This is a genomic window from Corynebacterium gottingense (assembly GCF_003693265.1).
GTDB classification, from domain to species: Bacteria; Actinomycetota; Actinomycetes; order Mycobacteriales; family Mycobacteriaceae; genus Corynebacterium; species Corynebacterium gottingense.
This window is the reverse complement of sequence record NZ_RDRE01000006.1, coordinates 1-16,521: the sequence shown is the minus strand read 5'-3', so window position 1 is coordinate 16,521 and position 16,521 is coordinate 1. Positions and strand designations below refer to the sequence as shown.

General features: G+C 66.8%; 12 protein-coding genes. 9 read left to right on the top strand and 3 right to left on the bottom strand.

The features are described 5' to 3' along the window. Positions 1-69: 69 nt before the first annotated feature. Positions 70-1,476: a DNA polymerase IV gene (locus EAW56_RS05095; RefSeq protein ID WP_122085468.1), complete on the top strand. Its 1,407-nt coding sequence runs from the start codon at positions 70-72 to the stop codon at positions 1,474-1,476. Here the strand turns inward: EAW56_RS05095 and EAW56_RS05090 are convergent, their stop codons facing one another. After that, positions 1,477-2,397 (bottom strand): asparaginase, encoded by a 921-nt coding sequence (locus tag EAW56_RS05090; protein ID WP_095278035.1) that lies wholly within the window; start codon positions 2,395-2,397, stop codon positions 1,477-1,479. A 113-nt stretch (positions 2,398-2,510) separates the two neighbouring features. On the opposite strand from EAW56_RS05090, the gene EAW56_RS05085 reads away from it, so the two are divergent. Further along, on the top strand, positions 2,511-3,140 hold the full coding sequence (locus EAW56_RS05085) for a WKL family lipoprotein (protein WP_095278033.1): 630 nt from the start codon (positions 2,511-2,513) through the stop codon (positions 3,138-3,140). A 4-nt stretch (positions 3,141-3,144) separates the two neighbouring features. On the opposite strand, the gene EAW56_RS05080 is transcribed toward EAW56_RS05085, so the two are convergent. Then, positions 3,145-4,851, bottom strand: coding sequence for an ABC-F family ATP-binding cassette domain-containing protein (locus EAW56_RS05080; protein ID WP_122085467.1), 1,707 nt, complete (start codon positions 4,849-4,851; stop codon positions 3,145-3,147). Positions 4,852-4,882: 31 nt separating this feature from the next. After that, the gene (locus EAW56_RS05075; RefSeq protein WP_122085465.1) at positions 4,883-5,851 is read right to left on the bottom strand and encodes a DUF6263 family protein; all 969 of its coding nucleotides are present in this window, start codon (positions 5,849-5,851) and stop codon (positions 4,883-4,885) included. Between the two features lie 188 nt (positions 5,852-6,039). Between EAW56_RS05075 and lspA the strand changes: the two genes are divergently transcribed. The 7 genes from lspA (at position 6,040) to dnaE (ending at position 16,062) form a co-directional block, all read left to right on the top strand. Continuing rightward, entirely contained in the window at positions 6,040-6,585 is a 546-nt protein-coding gene (gene lspA / locus EAW56_RS05070) for a signal peptidase II (RefSeq protein WP_095534868.1), read from the top strand. After that, positions 6,575-7,504, top strand: a complete 930-nt coding sequence (locus EAW56_RS05065; RefSeq protein WP_095534867.1) for an RluA family pseudouridine synthase — start codon at positions 6,575-6,577, stop codon at positions 7,502-7,504. Before lspA ends, EAW56_RS05065 begins: the two co-directional genes overlap by 11 nt. A 1-nt stretch (position 7,505) precedes the next feature. Next, positions 7,506-8,105 (top strand): hypothetical protein, encoded by a 600-nt coding sequence (locus EAW56_RS05060; RefSeq protein WP_122085463.1) that lies wholly within the window; start codon positions 7,506-7,508, stop codon positions 8,103-8,105. Between the two features lie 163 nt (positions 8,106-8,268). After that, positions 8,269-10,110, top strand: coding sequence for an efflux RND transporter periplasmic adaptor subunit (locus EAW56_RS05055; RefSeq protein ID WP_122085462.1), 1,842 nt, complete (start codon positions 8,269-8,271; stop codon positions 10,108-10,110). Positions 10,111-10,395: 285 nt separating this feature from the next. Then, entirely contained in the window at positions 10,396-11,109 is a 714-nt protein-coding gene (locus EAW56_RS05050) for an ABC transporter ATP-binding protein (protein WP_095534973.1), read from the top strand. A gap of 18 nt (positions 11,110-11,127) precedes the next feature. Beyond that, entirely contained in the window at positions 11,128-12,417 is a 1,290-nt protein-coding gene (locus EAW56_RS05045) for an ABC transporter permease (protein WP_095536809.1), read from the top strand. A 78-nt stretch (positions 12,418-12,495) separates the two neighbouring features. Continuing rightward, a complete protein-coding gene (gene dnaE / locus EAW56_RS05040) occupies positions 12,496-16,062 on the top strand; it encodes a DNA polymerase III subunit alpha (RefSeq protein ID WP_122085585.1) in 3,567 nt (1,188 codons plus the stop codon). Positions 16,063-16,521: the final 459 nt, after the last annotated feature.

Below are 16,521 nucleotides of genomic sequence, written 5' to 3'. Positions count from 1 at the left end.
TGCCCTCACCGCCATGGCCCCCAACCTGCCAGTTGGAACTTGTGAGCGATGATTGGCAGACTTGGGGGCATGACTCGCTGGGTGCTGCACATCGACATGGACGCCTTCTTCGCGTCCTGCGAGCAGCTCACCCGGCCCACCCTCAAAGGCCGCCCGGTCCTGGTCGCCGGGGTCACCGGGCGCGGCGTGGTCGCCGGCGCCAGCTACGAGGCGCGCAAGTTCGGCGCGCGCTCGGCCATGCCCACGCACCGTGCCGCCCGCCTCATTGGCCCGCAGGCGGTGCTGATCACGCCGCGTCGCCCGGTCTATAGCGCGGCGTCGCGACGCGTCTTTGACATCATCCGCCGCCGCGTGGACGTGATGGAGCAGCTCTCGATCGACGAGGCGTTCTTAGAGCCAGAGGAGCTTGTCGACGCCACGCCGGACCACGTCCGCGCTTGGGCCAACGACCTGCGCGACGCGATCAAGCAAGAGACCGGTTTGCCCAGCTCCATCGGGGCCGGCAGCGGGAAGCAGTACGCCAAGATCGGTTCCGGCTTGGCCAAACCGGACGGCGTTTTTGTCATCCCGCACGACGAGCAGTTGGACATCTTGCACCCGCTCCCGGTGAGCCAGCTGTGGGGCGTCGGCCCGGTCACGGAGGGGAAGCTCGCGGCGGCCGGCATCGAGACGATCGGAGACTTCGCCGCGTTGAGCGAGAAGGAAGTGGACATCTCACTCGGCGGCGTCGTGGCGAAGCAGCTGTGGACGTTGGCGCGCGGCATCGATGACCGACCGGTCGCGCAGCGGGCGAAATCTAAGCAGATCTCGTCGGAGCACACCTACCCGCAGGACCTCACCACGCAGGCGGAGGTGGACGCCGCGCTCGAGCGGGCGGCAGAGGGGTCGCACCGACGCCTGGTCCGCGCCGGCCGCGGGGCGCGCACCGTCACGGTGAAGCTTCGCATGGCGGATTTCCGCATCGAGTCGCGCTCAGCCACGCTCCCGTACGCCACCGATGACGCTGGCACCTTGCTCGCCACGGCGTTCAAGCTGGTGCGCTACCCGGACGAGGTCGGGCCGATACGGCTCGTCGGCGTCTCCTACTCGGGCCTCGAGCACTCGCTCCAGGACGTGCTCTTCCCGGAGCTAGACCAGGCGATTGTGAAGCCCGCCTCGGCGGAGACAGACTACGAGACCGGGGTGAGCGACCACGTGACTCAGGAGCAGATCGAGGTGGACACGCAGGCCGGGCACCAGCAGGGCATCTGGCAGGCCACGCAGGACGTATTCCACCCCGAGTACGGCCACGGCTGGGTGCAGGGCGCGGGCAAGGGGTGGGTGACTGTTCGCTTTGAAACCCGTTCGACGGGGCCGGGGCGCATCAAGAGCCTGCGCGAGACGGACGAACAGCTGCAGCCCGCGGACCCGCTCGACTCGCTGGACTGGGACGACTGGTTCGAGGAGGAGCGCGACGCCGAGGAACGCGACGGCTAGCTAGCGCGCGCCGAGCAACGGCGCCGGGTCGACGCCCGCGGCCAGCGCCGTCGCGAGCGCCATGCGTGCCTGGCCCGGGCGCAGGAAGCCCGCCGGCAGCGCGCCCTTCGCGCCGAGCGTGCTGCCGCCGCCGGCGCCGCCGTAGGCAAACGCCACCTCGCCGCGCGGTACGGAGGTGGAAATGACCACCGGGATCCCGGCGTCCAGGGCGCGGGCAAGGCCGGTGCCCATCTGCTCGGAGACGTTGCCCGCACCTAGTGCGGCGACGACGATGCCGTCCGGGCGGGAGGCGGCCACGGCGTCTACGAGCGCGTCGTCCGCGCCGGGCCACGCCGCGATGACGGGGATGTTGCACCCGTCCAGTTGGGCCAGGGGAGCGGCAGCGGGCCGGGGCAGCGGCCGGTCGGCGGCGAGCGCGAAGGCGCGCAGCTCGCCGGTGTGGGCCTTGTACAGGCCACGGGCCGGTAAGGTGTCGCCGCCGAAGTGGACGAGCACGCCCTGGCCGCGGCGCAGCGGGTCGGCGGCGGTGTCGATCGCGCGGCGCAGGTTCTCGGGCCCGTCGGGCGCGTCGGCGTCGGCGGGGCGCTGCGCGCCGGTGAGCACGACGGGGCGGGGGTCGTCGTGGACGAGGTCGAGCGCGAGCGCGGTATCGGCCATGGAGTCGGTGCCGTGGGTGATGACGATTCCGGTGACGGAGGCGTCGTCAAGCGCTTTGCGCACGAGCGACCTCAAGGTATCGACCTCGGCGAGGGTGACTGAGGAGGAATCCAGGCTCGCGGCGTCGTAGGTGCGCACTGGCTCGGTGGTGCCGCTGCGGGAGACGAGCTCCTCGCAGGTCAGGGTGGGGACGCGCGCGCCGGTGGCGTCGGTGGTGGAGGCGATGGTGCCGCCGGTGGAGATGACGAGGACGAAGTGTTCCATGAGTCCTAGCGTGCCAGATGATGTTGTTGGTGTGGTGATACCGGGGCGATACGCTGAGTGGAATAAAGTGCAAACGAGAACCTACGAAGCAAATGCTGCCGCAAGGAGAATCAGTGAACGCACACAAACTCATCGTCGCCGTTGCCGCACTCGGGCTGACTGCGGGCCTCGCCGCCTGCTCCGATGATGGCGAGTCCGGCGCGGACACCAGCGGGTCCGCCAGCAACGAACAGACCTCCGCCCAGCAGGCCGCCCCGGTGGCCGAGCTGCCGACCGCCGAGGAGCTCAACGCCGTGCTGACCCGCGCGACCGACTCCGCCCTGCCGATCGGCGAGCGCGTCAACACCGTCCAGGGCGGCGACACGGTGCCCGAGCTTTTCGACGTCATGGCGCAGTCCCAACAGCAGTCCGGGGCAAACTTCCAGGTCGTGGACCCCATCCTGCCGGGCTACGGGCCGAACACGGTCCTGGCTACCGTGAACTTCACCCAGCCGGAGCAGCAGTCCGCGCAGCAGGCGGAGGACGTGGAGTTCGTCTTCGAGGACGGGCAGTGGAAGCTGTCCCAGGAGTGGGCCTGCACCCTGGTGACGAATACGCTGCCGCCGGAGCAGGTGCCGCCAATGTGCACCGCCGGCGCCGCGCCGACCGTGCCCGGGGACCAGGCCCCCGCCGACGCGCCGGCCGCGGATGCCCCGGCTGAGCAGGCACCGGAGGGCGATTACCAGGAGGCCCCGGCCCTGTAGTCCGTTAGTCCACTTCGTCGCGCCAGACCTCGCCGGTCCACATCGTGGACAGGGTGAGGATCCTGGCGCGTTCGTCGTTTGTGCGGATCCGCTCGCGCCACTGGCGGCGCACCCACCGGTCGTGGCTGGTGATGATCACGGTGCCCGCAAAGTCCAGCAGGGCGTGCTCGAGCTCTTCCGCCAGGGCGAGCGAGAGGTGGTTGGTGGGCTCGTCCAACAGCAGCAGGTCCGGGGGAGTGGAAAGGATCACGCCGAGGGAAACCCTGCGGCGCTGGCCCAGCGAGAGGTCCTCCAGCTTCGTGGCGGCCTGCGCCTCGGTCATCAGCCCCATCTCCACGAGGTCCGGGGAGCCGCCACCGGTACGGATGGCAAACGCCTCGGCCGCGGTGACCGTCAGGTCGCGCCATGAGTCGTCCTGCTCAAGGCGGCCCACGCTGTACTCCTCCGGGATGAGGCACTCGCCGGAATACTCGGTGAGCGTGCCGTCCAGAATCTTCAGCAGCGTCGACTTGCCCGACCCGTTCGGCCCCTCTACCAGGAGTTGCTGGCCGGGCTGCAGCTTCAGGTCCAGCGGGGCGAGGCGATCCGGCACCGCGAGGCCCCGGGTCACCACGGCGGGCACGCCTATCGACGTTGCCGTGTGCTCCGGCACCCCGCGGAAGGACAGCCGCGCCGGCGGGGCCGGGATCGCTTCGCGCTGCAGCGCCTCCAGGCGAAGACGCGCGGAGCGGCGTCGGTTGCCCACCGTCTTCGCTGCCTTATCGGCGTAGAACTTCGCCGCCGCGCGCGTCTCGGTCTTGTTCTCGTGGGAGTGGAAGACGTTTTCTTCGTCCTGCTCGGCGGCCTTCTCCAAGCGGGCCCGTTCGTGCTCTTGGGCGGCGTAGTCGGTCTCCCAGCGTCGCCGGCGGTCCTCGCGCGCCTTCAGGTAGTCCGAAAACGCGCCGGAAAAGCGGGCGCCCTGGCGGGTCTCCTCGCCGAACCCGCCTTCCGCGCCGAGGCCGGGATCCAGGTCGACGATCCCGTCGCAGGCGCGGTCGAGGAAGTAGCGGTTGTGGGAGGCCACGAGCACGGGGCCCTTAAACGCCTCGAGCTCGCCGATGAGGAAGTCCACGGCCTCGTCGTCGAGGTGGTTTGTTGGCTCGTCGAGCACCATGGCCTCGACCGGGCGTAGCAGGAGGGCGGCGAGCGCGAAGCGGCGCCGCTGCCCGCCGCTCATCTCGCCGAGCGGGGTGGAAAGGGGCACGTTGGCCAGGCCAAGGCCGGCGAGCACGGTGGCGATGCGCGCATCCAATTCCCACACGCCGGACTGCTCGGCGCGCGCGAGCGCACGGTCGAAGTCGGCGGCGAGTGCGGCGGACGCGGCGTCGTCCTGCTCCGTGGCCATGGCCTCCCCGAGGCGGGTGATGTCGGCTTCGACGTCGCGGAGTTCGGCCACGGCGGCGTCGATAAGCTTGCTTGCAGGCTCGGTGAACGGCAGGGACGTTTCCTGGGCGATGAAGCCGGTGGTCGGCGGGGTGATGAGTTGGCCGGTATCGGCGGTGAGCTCGCCGGAGATGACGCCGAGCAGGGTGGATTTGCCGGCGCCGTTCTCGCCGATCAGGCCCGTGACGGAGCCGGAGGGGACGGCGAAGGAGATGTCGGTGAGCACTCGCTTGCCGCCGGGGTAGGTAAATGAGATGCCATCGAGGCCGATGTGCAGCGGTGCGACCATGGGAAACTCCTTGAAAACTCTGGGGTGAGCGCTACGCGTCGTCGGACCCGTAGGTCACGGCCTCCGTGACGTCCTGCACCACGCGGTAGGCGGCGTCCTCGCCCGAGTAGACCAGGCGGGTGGTGGACGCGACCTGCCCGGACGTGGGCAGCGGGTGCTTCAAGTCCAGCGTAATACTGCCCTGTGAGGTCGTGGACGTGCTCTCCACGTCAAGCGTCTGCCCGTCCAGGTCCCCGGCGACAGAGTTGTCAATCTGCAGCGACTGCTGGGTGGGGCGTTCCTCCACGTGGACGTCAAGGTCGACGGCATCGCCCTCGAGCCGGGTCACCGTATAGGTTGCGGTGCGCAGCATGTTCGAGGTCCCGGTGACGCGGTTGCGCACGGTCCACGAGCCGCCCACGCCGACCGGTTCGTCCGGCAGCACCACGTTCATCGACGCCATGGCCAGCAGCGACTGCTCCACCGCTTGGCGTCCCCGCTCCTGGGACTCGTTCGGCGCCATAAGCTTCAGCGTGGAGATGGCGCCGGTCGACTGCGCCCGCCAGCGCATGAGGAACCCCTCCGCGGACGCGACCTCCTGGCTCAGCGGCAGGTCGGAGTGCTTGCCTTTGCCCACGGTGAACTCTACCGCAGCGTCCGCCGGGGACTCGTCCTCGCCCGGCTCCGGGGCGCTGCCCGCCGTGACTGCGAGCGGGAGGGTGGTGGTGGAGACGTCGACGCTGCTCACGTTCGGCAGGCCGGGGTCCTCGTGCGCCTGGTCCGCGGGCAGCACGTCCTGGCTGATGCCGGAGGACACCGCGACGGTGGTGTCCCATGCGTCGGTCTCGTCGGTGTTCTCGCCGTCTTCGCCACCCAGCCGGTAGGAGAGCTGCTGCGGGGACTCGCCCGCGGCAACGACCTCCACGGCCGGGGTGTCCATGGCAAACGCCGGAATCCCCTTGAGCGGGTCCTCGTCCGCGGTGCCGCAAGCAGTCAGCGGGAGCAGCGTTGCGCTGAGCACCAGGCAGGCGGCGGCGAAACGGGGTCGGTGAGCTGGGCGAGCAGGACGCGCCGAGCGCGCTCGGGGAGGCAGAAACATCACACTTTGAAACTACCGCACCGCGACGACCCGGAAGCAACCACGGCTGCGTGCCCAGACCGGGCGACAGTGCGCCCGCGCGGAGCCGGACCCGCTACAGTTGACAGGCGATGCAACACAACAACAGTCACACCAATACGCAGGACCCGGCGTCCGCGCCTCGCGGCCCGCGCCGGGGGAGGTACCTGCCGCTCGTCGCCGCCGTCATGCTGGTCATCGCGGTGGCGGATCAGGCCATCAAACAGCTGATGGTCTCGTGGCTCGAGCCGGGGGATCAGGTCCCGCTGATTGGTGACTGGTTCCGGTTCTACCTGCTGTTCAACCCGGGCGCGGCCTTCTCCATGGGCCAGAACTCGACCTGGCTGTTCACCACGATCCAGCTCGCCTTCGTCGTCGGTGCGCTGCTCTACGCCCCGCGCTTGACCTCGCGTTTCGAGGCCATCGGTCTGGCCATGATCGCGGGCGGCGCCCTGGGCAACCTCATTGACCGCCTGTTCCGTGACCCCGGCTTCTGGTTCGGCCACGTCGTGGACTACATCTCCGTGGGCTCGTTCGCGGTCTTCAACCTCGCGGACGCCTGCATCACCGTCGGCACCGCCCTGTTCGCGTTGGCGGTGTTGACCTCCGACCACAAGGAGGCGCCGCATGCCGGGTGACTTCCGCAGCCTCCCCGTCCCCGAAGGCCTGGCCGGCATGCGCGTCGACGCCGCGTTGGCCAAACTCTTCGGCATCTCCCGCAGCGTCGCCGCCGAGATGATCGCGCAGGAGCAGGTGCTTATCGACGCCACACCGCCCCAAAAATCCGACCGCGTCATCCCAGGCGCCCTCATCGAGGCCACCCTCCCGGAACCCAAGCGAGCGCCGGAACCGGTGGCGGAGCACGTCGAGGGCCTGGAGATCCTCTACCACGACGCCGACGTCATCGCGGTGGACAAGCCAGTCGGCGTTGCCGCGCACCCGACCCTGGGGTGGGACGGCCCCACCGTCCTCGGCGGCTTGCAGGCCATGGGCTTCACGCTGCCGGACGCGGGTCCCCCGGAGCGCAAGGGCATCGTGCAGCGCCTGGATGTTGGCACCTCCGGGGTGATGGTGGTCGCCGCGAGCGTCCAGGGCTACTCGGTGCTCAAGCGTGCCTTCAAGGAACGTACGGTGGACAAGACCTACCACGCCGTCGTCCAGGGACTGCCGGACCCCATCGTGGGCACCGTCGACGCGCCCATTGGCCGGCACCCGTCGTCGGGCTGGAAGTTCGCCGTGACTGACGACGGCCGACCGAGCGTGACGCACTACTCCGTCATCGAGGCCTTCCGCCGTGCAAGTCTGCTCGAGGTGCACCTGGAGACGGGGCGCACCCACCAAATCCGCGTGCACATGTCTGCGCTGGGCCACCCGTGCGTGGGCGACCCCATGTACGGTTCCGACCCGAACCTGTCCAAGCGCCTCGGGCTGATCCGCCAATGGCTGCACGCCAAATCGCTCGGGTTCACGCACCCGCGCACCGGTGAGTACATGACGGTCGAGTCCTCGTACCCAGCCGACCTTCAACACGCGCTGGACGTGCTGAGGGCGGGCTAGCATGCGCCATCCGCTTGCCGCGGCAGCCGCCGTGTTCGGGGCGTGTGCGCTGCTCATCGTCGCGTTGTACGCCGTCGGGATGTCTCACGCGCCCGCCACGCCGACGCTGCAAGGCGACGCGCTCGGCCCCGATTCGGGAGAGTCAGCGGAGGAGTACTCGCAACGCGCCGCGGCGACGCTTGACTCCGCGCGGAGGAAGAGCGCGCCGGGCGACTCCCACCTCGCCCTGGTCGCGTTCGACGCGCCGCAGTCCTGCGACGCGGCGGCAGCTGCGTACCGAGACGTGCCGCGCGTCAACGCGATCGTGCCGGAGGGCCTGCCGCCGAAGGACACCCCGGAGCCAGTCGGGGAGACGAGCGCAGGAAGGGGCGAGGTGTGCGAGCGCGAGGCGCGCCGGGCCGTTCAGCGCGAGCGTCGCGCTGACCCAGTCGAGGCACAGGCTCCTGTGCGCCTCGCTGGCGCGGTGGTGACCGCGGACGTTGCAACGCTGTCGCGCCTCGCGGAATCGTCGCACGTGCGCTCAGTCGAGGTATTGCCCGCCGACGCGGTGTGGGGCGCAATCGCTGTGCGGAACCCGGGTGTGTACTCAGCTAGTTCGTAGGCAGAATTCAGCCTCGTCGTTCGCGCCCCAAGCGGGGCAATGCGCTGGCCCGAAGTGGTTCGGCGCCGTGTATAGTTCAACGAAGTTGCACGCCTAAGCGCCCGGACTCTTCAGTTGGATTTGACGAAGACGCCGTTGGCGCGCCCGTTTGTGAGGAGAAGTTTTGGTTTCCGAATCCGGAATTGCCACCCCGCACGCCACCACCAACCGCCGCCGGTCGCTGAAGCTGCGCTCCGTCGCGGTGATCACCACCGTGTCGCTGTTTGCTTCCGCCTGCGGCTTCGGTGGGGGATCCGACAGTAAGGACGCGGACGGCTTGCAGCCGGGCGACTACACCGTCGCGGCGGCGGAAGACGTCTCCGACAGCGTTGTAGTCAACGGCAGCATTGCTCCGGTTCGGGCAATGAACATCACCACGTCGGTGCAGTCCGAGGTGCAAAAGATCGCCGTGCAGCCCGGTGACCGCGTGCAAAAGGACCAGTTCTTGGTCTCTATGGACACCGAGCAGCTGGACCGGCAGCTTGCCGCGCAGGAGCGCCAGCAGGCGAACGCTCAGGCCGACGCCACCCAGGCGCTGCAGCAGGCAGAATCCCAGCTCAACGCCCACGACCAGTCCATTAACGACGGCACGAACCAGGCCATCCGCCAGGCACAGGCTCAGGTGGATCAGGCGCAGGCTGCATACAACGCGGCGCTCGCCGCAAACGGCGGTCGTTCCGCAACCCGAGTGGCCGACGTATTTTCCCAGATGGCGGGCAACCTCTCCTCGCACCTGCCGGGTAGCTCGAGCGGCGGCGCCCCGGAGGCTCCGGCACCCGCTGCACCGGCAGCACCCGCTGCGCCAGCTGCACCTGGCGCGGGCGCGGTGGCCGTACCGGGCGCTGCCGGCGCAGACGGCGCGGCAGGCGCCGGTGCGGTCTCCCCGGAGGACCTCGCCAGCATGGCCGGCGCCCAGGGCGCGGGTGCTGCAGGCGCGGCTGGGGCCGACGCCGCAGCGAGTGCGCCGATGAGCGTCGATGAAGCGTACGCAGCGCTGCAAGACGCCCAGGCAGCGCTCGCAGCCGCGCAGACCCAGGCGCAGCAGGAGCGCGAGCAGCTGCAGGGGCAAGTGGATAGTGCACGTCGACAGGCGGAAAGCGCCGGCATCTCTGAGAGCGACGGCACGCTGGAGTACCAGCTGCAGGAGGCGACGCTGTACTCGCCGCTCGCCGGCATCGTGACCGCGGTGGACGTGCAGGAAGGCGACATCCCGCAGGGCAAGCTGCTCAGCTTGGCAGATGATTCCAGCCTGATCATCAAGTCCGAAGTTCGCGAGGCCGACGTGCCGAACATCGCGCAAGGCAACCGCGTCGAGTTCACGTCGACCGCAACCGGCGACAAGAAATTCAAGGGGCGTGTAAAGCGCATCGCCCCGGCCGCTGACCCGAGCGCGTCGGGCAGCATGAGCAGCGGCATGGCAGGTGGCATGGCCAGAGGCGTGAACGCGGCCGGCGGAGCCAACGACCAGTCCAGCAGCGTGACCTTCCCCGTGGAGATCGAGGTCACCGGCGACAAGAAGGGACTCCTGCTCGGCGGTACAGTGCGCGCGGAGATCATCACCGAAGAGTCCCCGGACGCCCTCAACGTGCCTGTCGACGCCGTGTACGGCGACGATAATGACAAGAAGGTCCTGGTGCTCGCCACCGATGGCGACGACGCGAAGTCCGGCAAGGTGGAGGAGCGCAGCGTGAAGACGGGCGCCACCAACGACGTGGACATTGCCATCACCGGGGGCGACCTCAAGCCGGGCGACATCGTCATCAACTGGCCGGACGAGTACTCCGACAAGATCGGCGAGACCGTGGACATCTCCGATCCGAAGTTCGACCCGCAGCAGGTACGCGATGCCAAAGACGGCGCCAAGGACAGCGCGAATGACAGTGCGAATGACAAGGACGGGACAAAGTCCTCTGAAGCGCCGAAGTCTGAGCAGAAGGACGCCGCCGAGGGCGGCGAGGAAAAGTAGGGGAGCGCGCCGTTGAAGAAGTTCTCCCGAAAAGGAAAACACGCCCGCAGAGACGACGACAACGCACTCGACACTGCGCAAGCAGCGCCCGGCCAACCGGCCGGGGCCGGAGAGGACGACGACCCGTTTTTCTTCGGCGCGGAGGAGGCCACCGGCGAACAGCCGGCCGTCTCCACCACGAAGGAGCCGCCGAAAGCGCAGCCCAGGGAACAGCGGGGCGGGAGCTCGGTGATCGTTGGTGGGGAACGTGGGGGCGTCGATAAGCGTCCTGCTCCTGCGAACCCGATGGCAAACTCGGGCCTACTCATTGACATGCGCGGGGTGGTGAAGACGTACAACGAGGGTGAGCCGAGCGAGCTGACCGTGCTGCACGGCATTGACTTTCACGCAAAACCGAGCGAGTTCGTGTCCATCGTTGGCCCATCCGGCTGCGGTAAGTCGACGCTGATGAACCTGATTGGCATGCTGGATCGGCCGTCCAAGGGTGCGTACGCGTTCAACGGCGAGCCGGTCTACGCCAAGGAGGACAAGGAGCTCGCGTCGTACCGCAGCAAGAACATCGGCTTCATCTTCCAAAACTTCAACCTCATCGGCCGCATCGACGCGCTGCAAAACGTGGCCATGCCCATGATGTATGCGGGCGTGGAACGGAAGGAGCGCGAGGAGCGCGCCGCGGAGCTGCTGGAGATGATGGGGATGGGTGACCGCATTCACCACAACCCGAACGAGCTGTCCGGTGGCCAGAAGCAGCGCGTGGCTATTGCACGCAGCCTGGCCAACGACCCGGACCTCCTGCTTGCCGACGAGCCAACCGGCGCACTCGATTCAAAGACCGGCCGCATGGTGATGGACCTGTTCCACAAGCTGCACAAGGACCTGGGCAAGTCAGTGGTGTTTATTACGCACAACCCGGAGCTCGCGGAAGAAACAGAGCGCGTCGTGGAAATGATGGATGGGCGCGTTGCCAACGTGCGCACGCCCGCCGGGCTGGGAATGTAAGGAAGGAGACGACACACCGTGAATATCCAAGAATCGCTCCGGCTGGCCGTCTCCAGCCTGAACAAGAACAAACTGCGCTCGCTGCTGACGCTGCTGGGCATCATCATCGGCATCATGGCCGTGGTGATCATCATGACCCTCGGACGCGGCCTAGAGAACCAGGTCATGTCCGGCCTGCAGGGCGTGGGCACGACGACGCACCCGGTCGTGGTGCACGAGCGCCCCGACGAAGAGGAACAGTCCGACGACCCGTTTGCGGCCATGTCGCAGGCGCAGCCGACGGACGAGCGAGACTCGCTGACGCTGCAGGACCTGCAGGATATGCGCGACGCGTTCGGCGACCGCATCACCGGCATCGACGTCGACCTCTCCGGCATGGGCGAGATTGAAAACGGCGACAAGGACCCAGTGAGCACTACGATCAACCCGGCGCTCATGGATTCCATTGACATGCGCGGCGGCGAGGTCGAGTTCGGCCGCGGCATCTCCGACAAGGACATGCAGGGCCAGCGCCCGGTGGCCGTGGTGAGCCCAGAGCTTGTCGACGCCATGTTTGACGGTGACCCCGCCTCCGCCTTGGGCGAACGCATCGATCTGGTGCAAGAAGGCCAACCGGCCGTCTTCACCATCATCGGCGTGCTCGGCGACAAGACGGATGGCGCCGCCGGCGGCGGCGGAGCGTTCGGCGGGATGCAGTCCTACGCCGAGGCGTACATTCCCGTCACCGCGGCCGACCGAATCGGGCTGAACGGGGATTGGTTCACGTCCATCTCGGTGCGCAGCTCCGGCGAGGAGGAGGCGGCCACGTTCCAGAAGGATCTGCAGGACTACCTGGACCGCCAGTACCGCGGTAATGAAACCTACCAGGCCGAGGTCATCGACCTGTCCTCGTCGCTGCAGGAATTGACCAGCGTGTTCCGCATCATGTCCTCCGTGCTTTCCGCAATCGGCGGCATCTCCCTGCTGGTCGGCGGCATCGGCGTGATGAACATCATGCTGATTACGGTCACGGAGCGCACCCGCGAGATCGGCGTGCGCAAGGCGCTCGGCGCGACCCACGGCGACATCCGCACGCAGTTCATCGTCGAGGCGATGCTGGTCTGCCTGGTCGGCGGCGTCATCGGCGTTATCCTCGGCGGGGCAATCGGCATGATCGCCACCGCGGCGTTCGACGCATTCGTGTGGCCCCCGGTCGGTGCAGTGTTGCTTTCGCTGTTGTTCTCACTTGCTACCGGCGTGTTCTTCGGCGCCTACCCGGCGTCGAAGGCGGCAAAGATGCAGCCTATTGAGGCGCTCCGTTACGAGTAAGCGCCGCCGTAGCGGCGAATCACACCCCCGTAATCACGGGGGTTTTGCCGTTTCTTGAGTAGGGTTAAGATGACCCGCATGGCCAAAAACTCCTCCTTCGTCCACCTCCACAACCACACCGAGTTTTCCATGCTGGACGGCATGGCCAAGGTGGACCTGCTGGCCGATGAAGTGGTGCGCCAGGGCATGCCTGCTGTGGGTATGACGGACCACGGCAACATGTTCGGCTCTAATGCCTTCTACCGGCGCATGGTCGACGCTGGCGTGAAGCCGATCATCGGCATCGAGGCCTACATGGCCCCGGCGTCTCGCTTTAACAAGAAGCGCCAGCTGTGGGGCACCCCGGACCAGAAGCGCGACGACGTCTCCGCGTCCGGTGCCTACCTCCACCAGACCATGTTGGCGGAAAACGCCACGGGACTGCACAACCTGTTCAAGCTGTCGTCCCTCGCCTCCTACGAAGGACAGCTGGGCAAGTGGCCCCGCATGGACGCAGAGCTCATCGCCGAACACGCGGACGGCATTATCGCCACCACTGGCTGTCCGTCCGGCGACGTGCAGACGCGCCTGCGCTTGGGCCAATACGACGAGGCCCTGGAGGCTGCCGCGATGTGGCAGGACATCTACGGGCGGGACAACTTCTTCCTTGAGCTTATGGACCACGGGCTCCACATCGAGCGCCGTGTCCGCGACGACCTGCTGCGCATCGGCAAAGCACTGGACCTGCCCCCGCTGGTGACCAACGACTGCCACTACGTGCTGGAATCCCAGGCACCCGCGCACGAAGCGATGCTGTGCGTGCAGACCGGTAAGACGATGATGGACCCGGATCGCTTCAAGTTCGACGGCACGGGCTACTACATCAAGTCCGCAGAGCAGATGCGCGAGATTTGGGACTCCACCGTGCCGGACGGCTGCGACAACACGTTGTGGATTGCCGAGCGCGTCGGCGATTACGGCGAGCTCTGGGAGGACCACCCGCACGATCGCATGCCAATCGCGGACGTGCCGGAGGGCGAGACGCCGACGAGCTGGCTGCGCAAGGAGGTTCAGCGCGGGCTCGAGGCGCGTTTCGACGGCAGCGAGGTCCCAGAGGAGTACATCAAGCGCGCTGAATACGAGATCGACGTCATCGACATGAAGGGCTACCCGTCCTACTTCCTCATCGTCGCGGAGCTGATTAAGCACGCGCGTGAGGTGGGCATCCGCGTCGGACCGGGCCGTGGCTCGGCAGCTGGTGCGCTTGTGGCCTACGCGCTGACCATCACCAACATCGACCCGATGGAACACGGCCTGCTCTTCGAGCGATTCCTCAACCCGGAGCGCCCGTCCGCACCCGATATTGATATTGACTTTGACGACCGCCGCCGCGGCGAGATGATCACCTACGCCGCCGAACGCTGGGGTGAGGACAAGATCGCCCAGGTGATCACGTTCGGCACCGTGAAGACGAAGCAGGCGATCAAGGACTCGGCGAAGGTGAACTTCGGCCAGCCCGGCTTCCAGATGGCAGACCGCATCAACGCGGCCCTGCCCCCCGCGATCATGGCGAAAGACATCCCGCTCGTCGGCATCACGGATCCGGAGCACGCCCGCTACACCGAGGCAGCCGAGGTGCGCTCACTGATCGAGACGGACCCGGATGTGGCCAAAATCTACGAGACGGCTCGCGGCCTCGAGGGCGTCGTGCGCCAGGCCGGCGTGCACGCCTGCGCGGTGATCATGGCGTCCGTGCCGCTCATGGACCACATCCCGATGTGGAAGCGCCCGGCGGACGGCGCGATCATCACCGGCTGGGATTACCCGGCCTGCGAGGCCATCGGCCTGCTGAAGATGGACTTCCTGGGCCTGCGCAACCTTACGGTGCTTGGCGACGCCCTGGAGAACGTAAAGAAGAACCGCGGCGAAACGCTCGACCTGGAAACGCTGGATACAGACGACACAGCCGTGTACGAGCTGCTCTCCCGCGGCGAGACCCTCGGCGTGTTCCAGCTGGACTCCGGCGGCATGCAGGAGCTGCTCAAACGCATGAAGCCGACCGGCTTTAAGGACATCGTGGCGTCGTTGGCGCTCTACCGCCCGGGTCCGATGGGTGTGAACGCGCACTGGGACTACGCGGACCGTAAGAACGGGCGTAAGCCTATCACCCCGATCCACCCGGAGCTGGACGAGCCGCTGCGCGAAATTCTCGACGAGACCTATGGCCTCATCGTGTACCAGGAGCAGATCATGCGTATCTCTCAAAAGGTGGCAAATTACACGGCCGGCGAGGCAGACGGCTTCCGTAAAGCGATGGGTAAGAAGAAACCCGAGGTGCTCGCCCAGCAGTACGACAAGTTCTGGGGCGGCATGCAGGAGAACGGGTACTCCAAGGCAGCGATGGACGCGCTGTGGGGCACGATCGAGCCGTTCGCGTCCTACGCGTTTAACAAGTCGCACGCCGCTGGCTACGCGCTGGTGTCGTACTGGACGGCCTACATGAAGGCGAATTACACCGCTGAGTACATGGCGGCGCTGCTGACGTCGGTTGGCGACAAGAAAGACAAGTCCGCGATCTACCTGTCGGACTGCCGTCACCTTGGCATTTCGGTGTTGCAGCCGGATATTAATGAGTCGGAAGAGAACTTCATGGCTGTCGGCGAGGACATCCGCTACGGCCTCGCCGCGGTGCGCAACGTCGGCGCCGAGGTGGTGGAGTCGATCAAGGAAACCCGCCGCACGAAGGGCCACTTCACGAGCTTCTCCGACTACTTGGACAAGATCGATCTGTTGGCCTGCAACAAGCGAATCACCGAATCGCTAATCAAATCCGGCGCGTTCGACTCGCTCGGGCACCCTCGCAAGGGGCTCATGCTCGTGCAGGAGGACATGGTCGACTCCGTGCTGACCACGAAGAAGGCAGCGGACAAGGGCCAGTTCGACCTATTCGCCGGCTTCGGCGGAGACGACGGGCAGGAGAGTGGCTCGGCCGTGTTCACCATGGACATTCCGGACGACGAGTGGGACAAGAAGCACAAGCTCGCGCTGGAACGCGAGATGCTTGGCCTGTACGTCTCTGGCCACCCGCTGGACGGGTTCGAGGAGGCGATTGCTGCGCAGACCGACACCGAGTTGACCACGGTCTTGTCGGGCGAGCTGCGCCACGGTACGGAGGTCACGCTCGGCGGCCTCATCTCTAGCGTGGACCGCCGCTTCTCCAAGAAGGACGGTTCCCCGTGGGCGATCGTGACCATTGAGGATCATCACGGCGCCCAGGTCGACGTTCTCCTGTTCAACAAGGTGTACTCCCTCGTTGCGCCCCAAATCGTCGAGGACAACATCATCCTTGTCAAGGCCCGCGTGACCATTCGCGACGAGCGCATGAGCCTCTTCGGCGACGACGTCAAGGTCCCCGAGCTTGGGCCCGGCCACGGCGCCGGCCTGCCGCTGCGTCTGACGCTGCGCACGGACCAGTGCACGGTGGAGAATATCGCGCGACTCAAAGACGTGCTGCTGAACAACCCTGGCGATTCCGACGTGTTTCTCAACCTAGTGAACGGGGACCACAGCCAGATGATGGTCCTGGGCGATCACCTGCGCGTGGAGCGCTCAGCAAACCTCATGGGGGACCTCAAGGCTACGATGGGAATGGGAATTTTGGGGTAGCTGTGCTCCGCCGGCCGGGACCGGTTGGTCCGGTGTAGATGGAGCTAGCTCCGTTTGGCGGTGGCGGGGTGGTGAATTGCCGGGTCGGGCGACGTTGTCGGTTGCAGATGGAGCTAGCGCTGTTTGGTGGTGGCAGGGTGGTGAATTGCCTGGTCGCGCGACGTTGTCGGCTGTAGATGGAGCTAGCGCTGTTTGGTGGTGGCGGGGTGGTGAATTGCCTGGTCGCGCGGCGCAGTTGGTTGTAGATGGAGCTAGCTCCATTTGGTGGTGGCGGGGTGGTAAATCGCCTGGTCGCGCGGAGCAGCCAGCTGCAAATGGAGCTAGCTCCGTTTTGTTATGTCCATAGAGTTTTTGGACAAGGAGTCCAATGACTTTTTGGACACGGAATCTATGGAGTTCTTGGACAGTTTCTAGCGGGTCATTCTGGTGGCCTGCGCTTCGGTCGGGGTTTGGACAGTT

Bases quoted from the DNA above. Each gene is read 5' to 3' on its own strand.
- EAW56_RS05060 (WP_122085463.1), top strand. From the start codon at position 7,506: ATGCGCCATCCGCTTGCCGCGGCAGCCGCCGTGTTCGGGGCGTGTGCG.
- EAW56_RS05065 (WP_095534867.1), top strand. From the start codon at position 6,575: ATGCCGGGTGACTTCCGCAGCCTCCCCGTCCCCGAAGGCCTGGCCGGC.
- dnaE (WP_122085585.1), top strand. From the start codon at position 12,496: ATGGCCAAAAACTCCTCCTTCGTCCACCTCCACAACCACACCGAGTTT.
- EAW56_RS05080 (WP_122085467.1), bottom strand. From the start codon at position 4,851: ATGGTCGCACCGCTGCACATCGGCCTCGATGGCATCTCATTTACCTAC.
- EAW56_RS05090 (WP_095278035.1), bottom strand. From the start codon at position 2,397: ATGGAACACTTCGTCCTCGTCATCTCCACCGGCGGCACCATCGCCTCC.
- lspA (WP_095534868.1), top strand. From the start codon at position 6,040: ATGCAACACAACAACAGTCACACCAATACGCAGGACCCGGCGTCCGCG.
- EAW56_RS05050 (WP_095534973.1), top strand. From the start codon at position 10,396: ATGGCAAACTCGGGCCTACTCATTGACATGCGCGGGGTGGTGAAGACG.
- EAW56_RS05095 (WP_122085468.1), top strand. From the start codon at position 70: ATGACTCGCTGGGTGCTGCACATCGACATGGACGCCTTCTTCGCGTCC.